A 14498-nucleotide genomic window follows, 5' to 3' on the forward strand; every position below is an offset into this window, starting at 1 on the left:
AAATTACTTTAAATATTTTATTTACAATTATAATTTATCAATGGTTTTCCTTCAATAATAGTATATAATGGAAGAAAACTGAGTCAACTATCCAGAAAGATACTATTCTGTCTGAAAATAGAATATAGTAGCCAAGTGTAAAGAATATACTATAAGCTTTCCGAAAAATTCGTATTTTCCTGAACGTTTTGAATTTGAAACGATGAACAAACAAAAACAACCGGAAAAGAAACCGTTCCCGACTGGCTTCTTCTCTGGTTGTTTTTCATACTAACGATTTTTCCGACTTAATTGATAAGAGTACACCATAGGGATAACCACAATGGCGAGGATGACCAGCACCAAAACATAAGAAAGCGCGAATTGAAGTCCTGCTTCAAGTAGAAGGATCAAACCTCCGAGGACCCACAACTTCCCTGCCAAGCGATGGGTTTTGTGCCAGTTATCTTCACTCTGCAAAGTCCAAGGCAGACGTATTCCAACCGTGTGATTCACTTTTAGCTTCGGCATGTAATTGCCCATGATCACAAAGATGAGACCCAGCAACACCGAAACAAAAACTGATGGATTGGTAGTAGATCCTAGCGCCTTGCTATAGATGAGATAGGAGGTACTTAAGGAAACGATTGGGGTCAACCAGTAAATCGCTCTGATCATTTTCTCATTCATCGTGCGATTCTTAGGATCACGTCCGATCACGAAAATCATAAACAGATGCACCATGAGATCGAAAATAGGAAGACCAAACACAACCAGGGGTTTCGATTGGAAGTTATTGGCCTGGCCAGCAAAATTGAAGTGAATCGGGATTTGGTTAGGCAATTGCGACCAAATCATCAGCCCCCAAAGCATGGGGAAAAGGATCACCATAGAAGTTAATAGCAATAGTTTTTTATTCGTTTTCATCAGTAGAGTCTCCTTTCAAATCAACGAGCCAGACCATTAAATCCTCCAAGACAGAAGTATTGAGTTCATAGTAGATAAAATTCTTCTCTTTTTCCTCTCGAATTAAATCTGCCTGCTTGAGGAGGCTTAAATGATGGGAAATCGTCGCTCCTGCTACATCAAAGTGGCCAGCGATATCACCAGCAGATAATTTCCCCGCCTTTAGCAGTTCTAAGATACTTCTTCTTATCGGATTCGATAAAGCTTTAAATGTTTGCGCAAAATTCATTCTCTATCTCCTCTATTCTATTTAGAAATGTTTCTAAATAGATTCTAGTACTTTCGGATGGATTTGTCAACTCTATTTAGAAAAAAATCTAAATAGTTTCTGTTGTAAAAAATTATCAGACCTAAGACCGATTCTTATAAACAGCGTCTTTTCTTAAGTTTTCTTTAAGAAATCAGCCTTATAATAAAACCATCAAATGAAGACCTCCTAACTTTGTTTGATAGAAAATCCTAAACTTTTTCATAATAATCTCCCTATAAGAGCCACCAAAACCGGTGGCTTTTTCTATGGACCTTAGTGAGTTAAGTCCAATAGGGGCTTGTACGAACTTAGGTACATGGATGCAGTTTAAGCAGAGCGGAAACTACATACTTTAAAAAGAAAAAGTTATTATAAATAAAAACACAGCTTATTTGTGATGCTAGCTAATGTATTTTCTCAGACTTCAGACCGATTCTTTCGATCAGCGCCTTTTCTTAAGTTTTCTTTAAGCAAACCGCCTTATAATAAAACCATCAAATAAAGACCTCCTAACTTTGTTTGATAGAAAATCCTAAACTTTTTCATAATAATCTCCCTATAAGAGCCACCAAAACCGGTGGCTTTTTCTATGGGAGTGAGACAGAACAATTTTATAAAATTGTTCGTTGTCTCACCCCCGCACAGTTGATTAGGTATTCTTTGGAGCTATAAGAGCGAACAAAGATACCAATCAACCACTGCGTTATGCAATTGTTACTAATCTATTTTTGTGAACCAGACCTAGTAAGGGCGTAGACGAACTTAGGTACGTTGACGCAGTTCGAACGCTAGTGAGAACTACGTTCCTTCTCCTTCATTTGTACTAATACTCCAATTTATGCTCGATCTATGTTATAATGAAGAGAATTTTTGTCTGAGGAGGATTTATGAAAAAAACACATTCTATGCTATTCATCCCGGGCATCATTATGCTTGGGATTGTTTTACGAACACCATTTACTACGCTTCCGACGGTCTTGTCTGACATCGCTGCTGGTTTGGGGGTAGATGTGAGCTCTCTGGGACTATTGACTAGCTTGCCACTTCTCACCTTTGCCATTTTCTCACCTTTTGCGATTCAATTTGCTAAAAAGTTGGGGATTGAGCGCCTCTTTTTCTTAGTTTTGATCGCGATTACGATTGGATCTGCCATTCGAATTATCAACCTCCCCTTCCTCTATCTGGGAACCATCTTGATTGGGGCTGGCATCGCCTTTCTCAATGTGCTGCTTCCAAGCCTGATTCAGGCGAACAGACCCCGCCAACTAGGCATTCTGACCACCTTGTACATCACTTCTATGGGGATGTCCACAGCGATCGCCTCTTCTGTCGCTGTTCCGATCACCAAAGCCACTTCTTGGCAAGGTTTGGTCAACATCTTGACAGCCTTGTGTGCTCTTGCTTTGCTCATCTGGATTCCTAACCTTCGCTACAACCACCATCTAAAAAAGACGGCTACTACGGAATCTAGTAGCAAATGGTATACCAATAAATATGTCTGGGCTATCATGATTTTTGGAGGCTTGCAGTCACTGCTTTTCTACACAAGTATGACCTGGCTTCCGACCATGGCTGTTCAAGCTGGCCTTTCAAAGGTTGAGTCTGGACTACTGGCCTCCGTGTTCACCCTGATCAGTCTCCCATTCTCCTTGACGATCCCAAGTTTAACGACACGGTTATCCGATCGCAATCGACGCTTGATGCTGACGATTGTTGTCGGAGCAGGGATTCTGGGGGTAGCCATGCTCTTAATCCCGACCAGCAACTTCTTCTACTGGTTGGTATTAAATGCCCTAATTGGAAGTTCCGTTAGTTCGCTCTTCCCTTACCTCATGGTCGCTTTCTCTATGAAATCCAGCACACCTGAAAAAACAGCTCAACTTTCTGGACTTGCCCAAACCGGAGGCTACGTCTTTGCAGCCTTTGGTCCCATCCTCTTCGGCTACAGCAAATCTCTCTTCCACTCTTGGACACCTGCCATTCTTATGCTCCTGGTCTTAACCATTATCATGGCGATTGCCCTTTATCAGGTGGAAAAAGTCGATCATATTTTATAATCATCGTCTGGCTGGAAGATTCGTCTTCCGGCCTTTTTTGTGCATACAAAAAAAGAACTAGGCACTTGTCCTAGTTCAAAGTTTTATTATCCGTTAAATGAGATATGTACGTGGTCGTTATGGTTTGCTGTATCTCCACCACGGTCCGGCATTTGGTTCCATGTATTAGCTGGTCCGTAAATGTTATTTACTGGCATGTAGAATTGTTGTTTCCAGATAATATATGAGATACCTGCACGGTCCATGTTATCAATCGCATACTGTGCAACTTGATCTCCAAGCTCTGAATTTGTTGGAACCATCACGTCTACTGCAAGTCCTTTACCATGGTCTTCTGGATCCCCTTCACGGTAACCACCGATGTTTGTGATACCGAATTTCGCTGCAATTTCTTGACGGAAAGCTTCCGCTTGAGGTTGAAGATTTGGATCAGTTGGAATAGTATTTCCGCTTGTTGGAGTTGATGCTACTGGTTGCACTTCAGGTGCTGCAGCAGTTTCTACTGCTGGTTGTGCTGCTGGAGCTTCAGGAGCAGAAGCTGGTGTTTCTGCAGGAGCTTCGGTTGCTGGAGCAGATTGAGGAGCAGCTGGCGCTACTTCTTGATTTTGAACTTCAACATTGACAGCTGGAGCACCGTAGTTTGGTGTTTCTGGAACAGCTGGTTGTGCTGGTGTTTCTGCTGCTGGTACTTCAACTACAGGAGCTTCCGCTGGGGCTTCTTGAGTTTCAGCTGCTGGAGCAACTGGAACAGCTTTGTTATCTTCGTTTACTGGTTTAGACAAATCGTTGACAGCGACTGTTTGGTCATCAACTGTCACTTGGTTTGTTGTCAAGTCAGCACTTGCAACGGTTGCATCTGTCGCACCTGCTTGAGGAGTTTGGATTTCAACTGAAGTTACTTCTTTTTGATCATTTACTGTTGTTTTCAAAACAGTACCTGGGTAGATCAAATCCATGTTGCTGATGTTGTTTAAGTTTGCCAACACATGTACATCGATTCCAAGCGCTTCTGCGATCGAACTCAATGTATCACCATATTTGATGGTATAAGTTTGTTGGTTTTCACCGCTTTGTTGGATATCATGTTTGATTTCATCTACTGAGCGAGCTACCCAATCTTCAAGTGTTTCTGCAGTGGCTTTTGTAAATGGAATCACTGCAAGAGCTACTGTTGAAGCGATCAAGGCTTTCGTATTAACTTTTAATTTCATCTTTTATCCTCTTTTTTCTTTGTTTTTTGTTCAAGATTTTCTTGAACAAATGAACTACTATACTATCTTATCACAATTTAAAAATAATAAAAGGCCTTTTTGGCTATTTAACAAAACTGTATTTTTCTTGTAACATTTCGTCTTTCTTGTCACATTGTTATAAACTAGTAACATAAAAAGAGGGTGGTGGAAGAAGAGGGCGAGGGCGTAAAAAAGCCTCATCAAGGAGCGGTTCCTCGATGAGGTTCTTGTCTTTTTTAAGTAATTGAGGCCGGCTGAAAAGCTGGGTGAAAAACGCAAACTGTAATAGTACTAACTTCAAAGGCACAGTAGCTGATTGGATTTTTCTCTCGCTTTAAGAGCTCGGAAAAATCCTAATCAGCCTTGTGGGGGCAGGACAACGAAGCATTCTATACAACAGTGCTTCTGTCCTGCTCCCTATTTTCACTTTGCATTTTACGGGCTTTGTATCTTATTTTACCTTCATGATTCTGACGAGGTTGGCGCGTTCGGCTTCTTCGAGTTTCATTTCGATATAATAGATAGTCTCTTTGAGGTCTGGGATGGTCGCATACTCGAGTCCGTTCACTCGACGGCGGGTTTTCTCGATTTCATCTGCCATGAGTTGGCAGCTTTTTTCGATTTCCGCTAACTTGAGCAAATCTGGGAGTAGATCCCCCATTTCTTGGATGGTGCTGTCCATTTGACTGTTGGAGGCGAGGTAGCTATAAACCACGTCCCCTTCATCATCTCCGTATGGATTATCGATACGGGCATGGAGCTTGGGCACGCGCACACTCATGACATTTTCTTCCTCGATATGGAGCATCACTTCTCGAGTCGGTACAGCGAAGATTTCTTCTACCATAAGGTCACTCTCTAAGGACTTGGCCATCACGAAATCTTGCATATTGCCCACCAGCGCTGCCTCCACCTTTTGGCGCAGACGATTATTCTCTCGCACAGCTTCAATAAAACGGCGCATAAGTTCATCCCGCTTATCCTTGAGCAACTTGTGCCCCCGGGTTGCTGTCTTGAGGCGCTCTTTGAGAATATTAAGCTCCATCCGAGTTGGTTTTACATTTAATCGTGCCATAGGCTAATCCTCTTTGTTTGGCAGATACTTGTCAATCATCTCATCCTTGATCCGTTTAAGCTCTGTTCTTGGAAGGATGGATAAGAGTTCCCAACCGAGATCCAAACTTTCCTCAATCGTCCGATTGGTAGTGAAACCTTGGTTGATGTATTCCTGCTCAAAGCGGTCCGTAAATTTAACATAAAGCTTGTCGGTATCTGACAAGGCAGATTCCCCAAGCACTACAGCCAGTTCTTTGGCTTGTTTTCCTTGGGCGTAAGCCGCAAAGAGCTGGTTCATGGTCGCCGCATGGTCTTCCCGAGTCTTGCCTTCACCAGAACCCTTGTCCTTCAAACGAGAAAGGGATGGAAGAACATTGATCGGTGGGCGGTAACCACTGTTGTAGAGATCACGGGACAGGATAATCTGACCTTCTGTGATGTAACCTGTCAAGTCAGGGATGGGGTGGGTGATGTCATCTTCTGGCATGGAGAGGATCGGAATTTGGGTCACAGATCCTTTCTTTCCAACCAAGCGTCCTGCACGTTCGTAGAGGGTTGAGAGGTTAGTATAGAGGTAACCTGGATAGCCCCGACGACCTGGAACTTCCCGGCGGGCAGCAGATACTTCCCGAAGGGCTTCACAGTAGTTGGTCATATCCGTCATGATGACCAAGACGTGCATATCTTTTTCATAAGCCAAATATTCGGCAGCAGTCAAGGCGATCCGAGGAGTGGCAATCCGTTCGATAGCTGGGTCATTGGCTAGGTTGATGAAGAGGACAGAGCGATCAATCGCCCCTGTTTCCCGCAGGTCGTTCATAAAGAACTCGGCTTCTTCAAAGGTAATTCCCATAGCCGCAAAGACCACGGCGAAGTTTTCTTCCGAATTAAGAACCGTCGCTTGACGAGCAATCTGGGCCGCCAACTCCTTGTGAGGAAGACCAGAACCTGAGAATACTGGGAGTTTTTGGCCCCGAACCAAGGTATTCAAATGGTCAATGGCTGAGATCCCTGTCTGGATAAATTCATCCGGATAGTCCCGTGAAACAGGATTGATGGCTTGTCCATCAATGTCCAAGTACTTCTCTGGTATAATCTCTGGACCACCGTCGATCGGTTTGCCCATCCCGTTAAAGATGCGGCCCACCATGTCTTCAGACACAGGGAGTTCTAGGGGACGTCCGGTAAAGCGAACCTTGGCTTTTTCCAAGTTGATCCCGCTAGACCCTTCAAAGAGCTGGACCATGGCCTTGTCTTCTTGGACTTCGAGGACTTGTCCCTGACGGGTTGTTCCGTCATGGAGCTTGATTTCTACGAGTTCATTGTAGTGAACCCCCTCGACCTGATCGACAATCATCAAGGGGCCAACAACTTCGCTGACAGTACGGTATTCTTTAATCACGCTCATTGTCTACTCCTCCTTTTGCGACGATTTGGTGTAGGGTTTCTACGATTTCTTCTTTCAAGGCTTGAATGGTTGCCAACTGATCCTCATGGATGAACTTGCTCCGGGCAATGCGGTCTCGAAGGGCCACGGTTCCTTCCATGATTTCTGTGAAGTAGGCCCCTAATTCCAACGCTTTTTGACTTTCTTGGTCAAAGGTCAAAATGTTGGTCAACAAGGCCACCTGCTTGCTGAAAGAGGTATAGGTATCGACCTCATCAAAGGCATTTTGTTGCAGGTAGTCTTCGCGGATCATCTTGGCCGCATTCATGGTCAAGCGGTCCTTTTCAGACAAGGAATCCAGACCAACCAGGCGAACGATTTCTTGCAATTCACTTTCCTTTTGAAGCAAGTTCATGGCACGGGTCACTTTTTCAGACCAGCTGATTTGTTCATGTAGATCGATATAGCGACCAACTTCATCTTGGTAAAGAGAATAAGAACTCAACCAGTTGATGGCTGGGAAGTGGCGGCGTTGGGCCAATTGAGCATCTAAGCCCCAGAAGACCTTAACAATTCGCAAGGTATTTTGCGTTACCGGCTCTGAAATATCTCCACCTGGAGGAGAAACGGCACCGATGGCGGTAATCGAACCTTCACGCGCAGTGGTTCCAAGTGTCTTGACCCGACCTGCACGCTCGTAGTATTCAGCGATCCGGCTACCAAGGTAGGCTGGGTAGCCTTCATCCCCTGGCATTTCTTCTAGACGACCAGACATTTCACGGAGAGCTTCTGCCCAACGAGAAGTAGAATCCGCCATGATGGCAACGGAATAGCCCATATCACGGAAGTATTCGGCAATAGTAATCCCTGTGTAGATGGAAGCTTCACGCGCCGCTACTGGCATGTTCGAAGTGTTGGCGATCAGAACAGTCCGTTGCATGATGGATTGACCAGTCGTTGGATCGATCAATTCTGGAAATTCATTCAGAACGTCCGTCATTTCATTTCCTCGTTCCCCACAACCAACGTAAATTACGATGTCTACATTGGCAAACTTAGCCACCTGGTGTTGCACAACTGTTTTCCCAGCTCCGAAAGGACCAGGAACAGCTGCAGCTCCACCTTTAGTCACAGGGAAGAAGGTATCGATGACCCGTTGACCGGTGACCAAAGGCTCTACTGGAATCAGTTTTTGTGCAAAAGGACGGCCTCGACGAACCGGCCATTTTTGCATCAAAGTACCAGTAAAGAGGCTGCCATCTGCCTGCTCGATCTCATAGACCGGCTCTTCCACTGTGTAAGAACCTGCTGCGATCTTGGTCACACGTCCACTGACACCAAAGGGTACCATGATGCGGTGTTCCACCATATTGGTCTCTTGAACGGTACCGACGATGTCTCCAGCGACCACTTCTGTCCCTTCAGTCACACTTGGTTCGAAGGCCCATTTGGTGTCCCGATCTAGATTTGGAACTTGCACCCCACGAACCAAAAAGTCACTGGCAGTCACTTCTTGGAAGCGTTCCAAGGGGCGTTGGATCCCGTCAAACATCTGAGAGATCAAGCCTGGTCCCAATTCAACAGAAAGGGGAGCTCCGGTTGTGACCACTGGTTCTCCTGGACCGACTCCAGATGTTTCTTCATATACTTGGATAGAGGCTTCATCCCGCCGCATCTCAATAATTTCGCCAATCAAACCAAGATCGCCGACCCGGCAAATGTCTTGAATATTGGCCTCCTGCATCCCTGATGCAACCACCAAGGGACCGGAAACTTTGATAATTTTTCCTTGAGTCATGTATTCCTCCTGGGAATCCTTTGTTTCTTTGTTTTACTTTTGTGCCATCTCTCTTAGAGATTGCTTTTGTTGGCCATTGGCATCGAAATTGCTTGGATCCAACCAAGCTTCTAGCCGCTGTTTGATAGCTGGCCATTCTTGGTCAATGATGGACAACCAGTCTGTATCACGGGTCCGACCTTTATAAACAACAGCCTGACGGAAACAGCCTTCATAGGTAAACCCTAAGCGCTCAGCTGCTTTTCGAGAAGCTTGGTTTAAGGCATCGCATTTCCACTCATAGCGGCGGTAGCCTAACTCCTCAAACACATAGCGTGCTAATAGATACTGGGCTTCCGTAGCCATGCGAGTCTTTTGGAGCGCTGGTGAGTAGGTCACTGCTCCGACTTCGATCACCCGGTTGGCTTGATCGATCCGCATGAGAGAGAATGTCCCCAAAGCCTTACCTGAATCTTTGTCTACAATCGCATAGTAAAAGCGACCTTGGGCTGTCATGAGATCATCTAATAAGTGGTCCCACTCCTCTTCATTGTGGGCAGGGCCTTTGAACAGAAAGGTCCACATCGCTGCTGGAGAGTCCGGCCCGTAGACCTGATAAAGATCTGCTCCATGTTTTTCTTTTGAGAGGCGCTCGATCACGGTATAGCGACCTTCGATCCTCTCAATAGCTGGCAAGCGCCCCGGTGTAAACTCCGGCAGTGCATCGCCAATCGCTTGGCCAAATTCATTTGTTCTCATAAAATATCCTGTCCTACTGCTTTTTCGACATTATCACGAATCCGCTGTTGGCCCAGTCCTGTAGTCCCTCTATGGGTCGGGATAAGAATCAAGGCCGGTGTCAGCTGCTGGTCGTAAAAAGCCACTGTTTCTGGAATAGCTTGAGCAATATCCTCTGTCAGGTAGATAATCCCGAAGTTTTCCCGACTGAGTTTTCGCAAGGTATTGATCGCTTCTTGCGGCTCTGTGACCGGATAGGTTTGAAAGCCAATCAGGCGAAAAGGAAGGATGGCGTCCCGATTGCCCACAACGGCGATCTTATAGGTCTGTTTGTCCATAAATCGGTCTCATCCTTTCTTTGATTTCTGCTAGCGGAAAACCATTGTCCAAACCAGAGAGGACCAAACGAAGATTGGTCACCTCTAACTCTTTTCCGTAAAGATAACGAACAAGAGGGAGTGGCCCATCGACTTCAAAACGGCCAGCGTCTAAAAGACTGAATTTCACCAAGCTTTCTAGATACTCCAACTCTGTTGTCTTAAGTTGACCGGTGCGCATCTTTTCTTCATAAGTCTCTAAGGCGAGATCGTACTCCAGCGGATTGACTTGATAAAACCAGGTCAACCACTGACCCGATTCTAGCAGGTCGATCACCTGATGGGCACTGAGGCTTCCTTCATCCGAGAGCAATTGGTGCATAAAACTATGCGGTTTTTGCTGATCCAAGGCCCGTTTGACCGTAATCGCATTGTAAAAGTCAATGGTCACGTCTACCAACTGCTTCAAAATCGGATGATCTAGGCTGTCTCCTAAGTATCTCAGGTGTTTAAAATAAGCTAAGTCCATCCCGATTTCGAGGACCCGCAAGTCCTGATAGTCTTGGAATTCTTGCCAAGTTGCAGCCACTTCTTCCGCCATAAAGGCCGGACAATGCTCCGCAGAAAAGGTCGCCACCAAATGCTCGAGCACATCAAGAGAATAAGGACCGATAGGGATCAATAAATGCCCCAACTTGCGCTCTGTCGCCTTATTTTTCAGATAAACCTTGAGATTATGATAGGTGTACTTCAAGGTGAAGAGGCTAACTAGGTCTGACTGAGGGGCCACTTCAAAAGCCCATTGGTATTCCGCCAACAAGGCTGCCATCAGGCGCTTTTCAAGGGCTGCTAAATCCTTGATCTCGTGGCTGTCTAAAGCATAGGACGTTCCTTGCAGCAAGCCTTCTCGGCTCTCACTAGAGGGACTTGCAAGCAACTGCTCGAACTGACTGGGACTGACAAAACTGGCCTCACGTACGCTGATTCCTGTATTCACTTGAGAATAGGTCCGTTCGCTCATTGCAACCTCCTAGTTCTCTTCATCGGTGAAAATGCTGGCTGCCATCTGGTAGCTTTCTTGCTCCCAAATGGAATCCACCAAATCACGGTAGAGATAGTTGTCATCAATCTTCCCAACCGACAAGACAAAGCCTGCCTGAGCTGGAATCGTCGCATCCGCAACTGTCACATTCTGATGAGTTTGCTTTAATTTCTCGAGAGCTGCTAGATCAAATTTGTTAGCACTCACCGCCCCAAAGGTCAGAGTCACAACTTGCCCTTGATAGCGGTCTAAAATCGCATCTACAAACTGCAATTCCTTTTCAAGGGGCCAAGCCGCCATTGCTTCATAAGCATCTGCAAAGAGATCCTTTAAGACTCGTTGCTTGGTGACAAGGGTTGATTGGCGTTTTTTATTTTCGATTTGTTGGGTTTCACGTTGCAATTGACGTTGAATCCGCTTGAGCTGCTCGGAGCGTTGATTGAGTTTATCTTGGATCAAACGCTCTTCTTGCGCAGTCTCTTCTTTTAGGATGGTTTCCTTGGCCTCTTCTAAGAGTTTACGCCCTTTTTCGTGGGCTTGGGCCAAGATCGAATCCTTTAATTGGGTTTGTTCATCCATATCGTTTTTTCTCCTATTGCATGCGTCTTGTGTTTTTCACCTCGCGAGGCAAATTCATCAAAGCTAGCTCTTAGCCGACGCGTAGGGTCAATAGGAAGGACACAACGAAGGCCAAGATGGCATAGGTTTCAACCATGGCCGCAAGGATAACACCTTTCATCATGTCTTCAGGACGTTTTGCCAAGATTTGCATCCCTGCTGTCGCAACATTTCCTTGGTGTTTTGCTGAGAAATAACCAACGATCGCAACTGGAAGAGCTGTAAAGAAGTAAGCAACCCCTGTTTCCAGTGGCATATCTGGCTTAATTTGCAACCAGATCAAGATCCCGATAACGAAACCGTACAAACCTTGTGTACCAGGCAACAATTGCAAAATCAGGGCTTGGGCAAATTTTTCGGGTTGTTCTTTCAAGAGCGCTGCTGCTGCTTGACCTGTTTTACCAACCCCAAGGGCAGATCCCATCCCACTAAGTGCGACTGCGATCGCGACACCAAATGCTGCAAAGAAGGCGCCCCCATGGGCTGAAAAATATGATGCTAAAGATTCCATGAATATACTCCTATTTTTTTAAGATAATACTTATTTTTTTGTTTTAATATAGCGTTCAGAAGGTTTAAGAGGACGAAATGGCTTGCCTCCTCCTTCGTAGAACTTACCGAAGAACTCCACAAAGATCAAACGGGCTCCATGCACATAACCTGACAAGAAGGACAGGAACATGTTAATGGCATGTAGGACGATAAAGAGCACAAGCCCTACCGTAAACCGTCCAAGCGGTGGGAAGAGATTGACAATAAGGTTAAAGGCTGAACCGATACTAGCTCCAGACAAGCCCAAGGCCATCAAACGGGTGAAGCTGACCAAGTCTCCGACGTACCCACTGACATTGTAGAGGTTAAAGAGACCAGACGCTAAACCGGACAGCTTCTTGGCACTGACAATGGAAACAATCAAGATCCCAATGGCATTCAAAATAGCCAGCCACTTGCCAATCGGAACCAGAACGCTCATCCCTGGCAAGATATTGCCTACTGCTAGAAGCATCAAGCCAAGTAGGATCAAGACCCAAGCAAAGCCCGCATTATAGGCTTCCGTGTAGTCTTTGAGGCGAACATTTTTCATTCCCCCTAGGAACAATCCCACTAAGACAGTGACAAAACCAAAGACCACTGAGAGGATCAGGATGGTCATGGCGTTACTGGTCGTACTGATCAAGGCAAAAGGCATCTCAAATCCAAAGAAAGAGCCATAGACCACACCCCAAAGGGCAACTGAAATTCCGAGGAGACTGAAGAAACGAAGGTTCTTGGCTGTAGCAGGCTTGAGCTTGAAGGCTTTAAGGGCAAAGCCTGTCGCCAAGGTTAGCAACAGTCCATAACCGATATCTGCGACCATCATGCCAAAGAAAACAAAGTAGAAGAGAGAAACGATTGGTGTCGGATCTTTCTCGTAATACTTAGGCAGGGCGTACATCTCTGTGACTAATTCAAAGGGCTCTACCAAGGCATTATTTCGCAACTGGATCGGAACGTCATCCCAATCTTTTTCCGTCACATCGCGCGTCTCTAGTAAGACCCGAGAACCAAAACCTTCTTGCAAGAAGTCTCGCAATGAGGCCACTTGGGATGTTTCAATCCAACCCTCTAGGGCTACCAAGCTTTGCGTACTGGCAAGAAGCGACTTGGCTTCCTCACGAGCTCCCGAACTCAGCAAGTAATCCATCTGGTACTTGAGCTGGTCCAACTCCTTCTGGGAGTTTTGCAACTCTGCTAGGGTTGCTGCAACTACAGCTTCTTGCTCTTTGATTTCCCCTTCTAGGCGATCCAAGTAGGCGGCCGGGACCTGCTCTTCTTCATAGTCCAATTCTTTGAACCCATGGTCTTCCAGAAGCTCCTGAACAGCTACACGGTCTCCCGAACGATACAAGATGACATAGCCGTGTTCAGTCTCAGACGTAAAGACTTCTTCTAACTCCAGCTCTGGATGAGCTTTTAAGGAAGAACGAACAGCGTCTGTATCGCTATTTGGGATGGTCCCGATCAAGCCATGCACATAGTGAAAAGTAGCGAGGGCAGCTGGCGTCACCTCTAACGGTCGCCATTTTTCTAAGCGCTCTATCTCACCCTTTGCATCCGCAATCTTCTGGCGAGCCTTGTCTAACACGCGCAATTGGCGTTTCAACTTGGTCAATAGAAGATCCTCATCTCGAATCATCCCGTGGGCCTGCAAGTCATCAAAAGACAAGCTTAAGGGTTCTTCCTTCAGAGCTTGCAGGGCCTTCTTCTCATGCATGTAGGGCTCCAGAGTCTGAATCATTTTTTCAACTTGTTCTTGACGTTTTTGCAGCTCTACCAAGGCTTGACGATTGTCCTCTGTCAAGGGTTGAGACAAGGTATTTGCCTCAAAGGCAGCCTGCCATTCTTCATGCTCACTGAGGTCATAAATCTGGATTTTTGCCTCAGACTGTAGCGCTAGTAGGAGACTGTCCAAGTCATCTTTGGGCAAGATGAGGGACAGTTTTTGCATCTGACTAACGGCCATAGCTTGCTACCACCTTTTCTACAATGGCTTCAACTAACCCAGCTCGCTTGTCGGTCATCGCCTCTTGTACCTTGGCATCATTGCGCGCAACCGTTTCTTCCAGATCTTTCGTTAAACGGACGAGTCTTTCCTGGGCGTTTTTTTCTGCCTCTGTGACCAATTGCTTGGTTTCCTCATCGTAATGCTGTGCCACTGTTGCAAGTCGATCGCGCGAATCCGTTCGGATTTGTTCAACTTGAGCTTCATAGCCTACGATCACGCCCTGAGCAGCTTGCTCGATCTCTTGCATCATCTCGAGTGTTGCATTCGACATCGTCACACCTCCTTATTCAACTATTGTTCTTCCAACAACAGTACAATTATCTTAAATTATACCACAATTCATATCGTTTGTTCAGGCCCAACCGGGAATTTTCAGAAAATTGTGGACAACAAATAAGACCTTAGTTTCAAGTTTGGTAGCGTTCTCTTCTTTTCTCCTATCCTGTTCCTAGTTTCAGTATTTCTTGATTTCTTTTACTTGAATAAAGCGGTTACCCATGTTATAATGTGTAATATATTATAGGAGTATCCTGT

14 protein-coding genes are annotated in these 14498 nt (G+C 45.6%); 1 reads left to right on the plus strand and 13 read right to left on the minus strand.

What is annotated here, in order from left to right; translation table 11 throughout:
• Positions 1–270: 270 nt before the first annotated feature.
• Positions 271–906 (minus strand): SdpI family protein, encoded by a 636-nt coding sequence (locus tag NML76_RS08455; protein ID WP_061455895.1) that lies wholly within the window; start codon positions 904–906, stop codon positions 271–273.
• Positions 893–1174 (minus strand): autorepressor SdpR family transcription factor, encoded by a 282-nt coding sequence (locus NML76_RS08460; RefSeq protein ID WP_003009465.1) that lies wholly within the window; start codon positions 1172–1174, stop codon positions 893–895. The genes NML76_RS08455 and NML76_RS08460 overlap by 14 nt, the downstream gene beginning before the upstream one ends.
• Before the next feature lie 908 nt (positions 1175–2082).
• Between NML76_RS08460 and NML76_RS08465 the strand changes: the two genes are divergently transcribed.
• A complete protein-coding gene (locus tag NML76_RS08465; RefSeq protein ID WP_118398146.1) occupies positions 2083–3252 on the plus strand; it encodes an MFS transporter in 1170 nt (389 codons plus the stop codon).
• Between the two features lie 86 nt (positions 3253–3338).
• Here NML76_RS08465 and NML76_RS08470 read toward each other — a convergent pair whose 3' ends face one another.
• From NML76_RS08470 to NML76_RS08520, 11 genes are all read right to left on the minus strand, one after another.
• Complete coding sequence (locus tag NML76_RS08470) at positions 3339–4463, minus strand: LysM domain-containing protein (protein WP_118228636.1); 1125 nt, start codon at positions 4461–4463, stop codon at positions 3339–3341.
• Between the two features lie 472 nt (positions 4464–4935).
• Complete coding sequence (locus NML76_RS08475; protein ID WP_003002380.1) at positions 4936–5559, minus strand: V-type ATP synthase subunit D; 624 nt, start codon at positions 5557–5559, stop codon at positions 4936–4938.
• Between the two features lie 3 nt (positions 5560–5562).
• The gene (locus NML76_RS08480; RefSeq protein WP_003002370.1) at positions 5563–6948 is read right to left on the minus strand and encodes a V-type ATP synthase subunit B; all 1386 of its coding nucleotides are present in this window, start codon (positions 6946–6948) and stop codon (positions 5563–5565) included.
• The gene (locus tag NML76_RS08485) at positions 6935–8725 is read right to left on the minus strand and encodes a V-type ATP synthase subunit A (protein ID WP_041826169.1); all 1791 of its coding nucleotides are present in this window, start codon (positions 8723–8725) and stop codon (positions 6935–6937) included. The genes NML76_RS08480 and NML76_RS08485 overlap by 14 nt, the downstream gene beginning before the upstream one ends.
• 33 nt (positions 8726–8758) lie before the next feature.
• On the minus strand, positions 8759–9463 hold the full coding sequence (locus tag NML76_RS08490; RefSeq protein ID WP_254733301.1) for a GNAT family N-acetyltransferase: 705 nt from the start codon (positions 9461–9463) through the stop codon (positions 8759–8761).
• Positions 9460–9780 carry a V-type ATP synthase subunit F gene (locus NML76_RS08495; protein ID WP_031572747.1) on the minus strand — a complete coding sequence of 107 codons (321 nt, stop codon included), beginning with the start codon at positions 9778–9780 and terminating at the stop codon, positions 9460–9462. Before NML76_RS08495 ends, NML76_RS08490 begins: the two co-directional genes overlap by 4 nt.
• Complete coding sequence (locus NML76_RS08500; RefSeq protein WP_195190046.1) at positions 9761–10780, minus strand: V-type ATPase subunit; 1020 nt, start codon at positions 10778–10780, stop codon at positions 9761–9763. The genes NML76_RS08495 and NML76_RS08500 overlap by 20 nt, the downstream gene beginning before the upstream one ends.
• Positions 10781–10789: 9 nt before the next feature.
• Positions 10790–11380, minus strand: a complete 591-nt coding sequence (locus NML76_RS08505; RefSeq protein WP_195190045.1) for a hypothetical protein — start codon at positions 11378–11380, stop codon at positions 10790–10792.
• 70 nt (positions 11381–11450) lie between these two features.
• Positions 11451–11930, minus strand: a complete 480-nt coding sequence (locus tag NML76_RS08510; protein ID WP_003009435.1) for a V-type ATP synthase subunit K — start codon at positions 11928–11930, stop codon at positions 11451–11453.
• A gap of 30 nt (positions 11931–11960) precedes the next feature.
• Positions 11961–13922 carry a V-type ATP synthase subunit I gene (locus NML76_RS08515; RefSeq protein WP_195190044.1) on the minus strand — a complete coding sequence of 654 codons (1962 nt, stop codon included), beginning with the start codon at positions 13920–13922 and terminating at the stop codon, positions 11961–11963.
• The gene (locus tag NML76_RS08520) at positions 13912–14235 is read right to left on the minus strand and encodes a hypothetical protein (RefSeq protein WP_003015405.1); all 324 of its coding nucleotides are present in this window, start codon (positions 14233–14235) and stop codon (positions 13912–13914) included. Before NML76_RS08520 ends, NML76_RS08515 begins: the two co-directional genes overlap by 11 nt.
• Positions 14236–14498 lie beyond the last annotated feature (263 nt).

Source organism: Streptococcus sp. CF8_Ac1-9 (assembly GCF_024295565.1).
GTDB lineage: Bacteria > Bacillota > Bacilli > Lactobacillales > Streptococcaceae > Streptococcus > Streptococcus parasanguinis_X.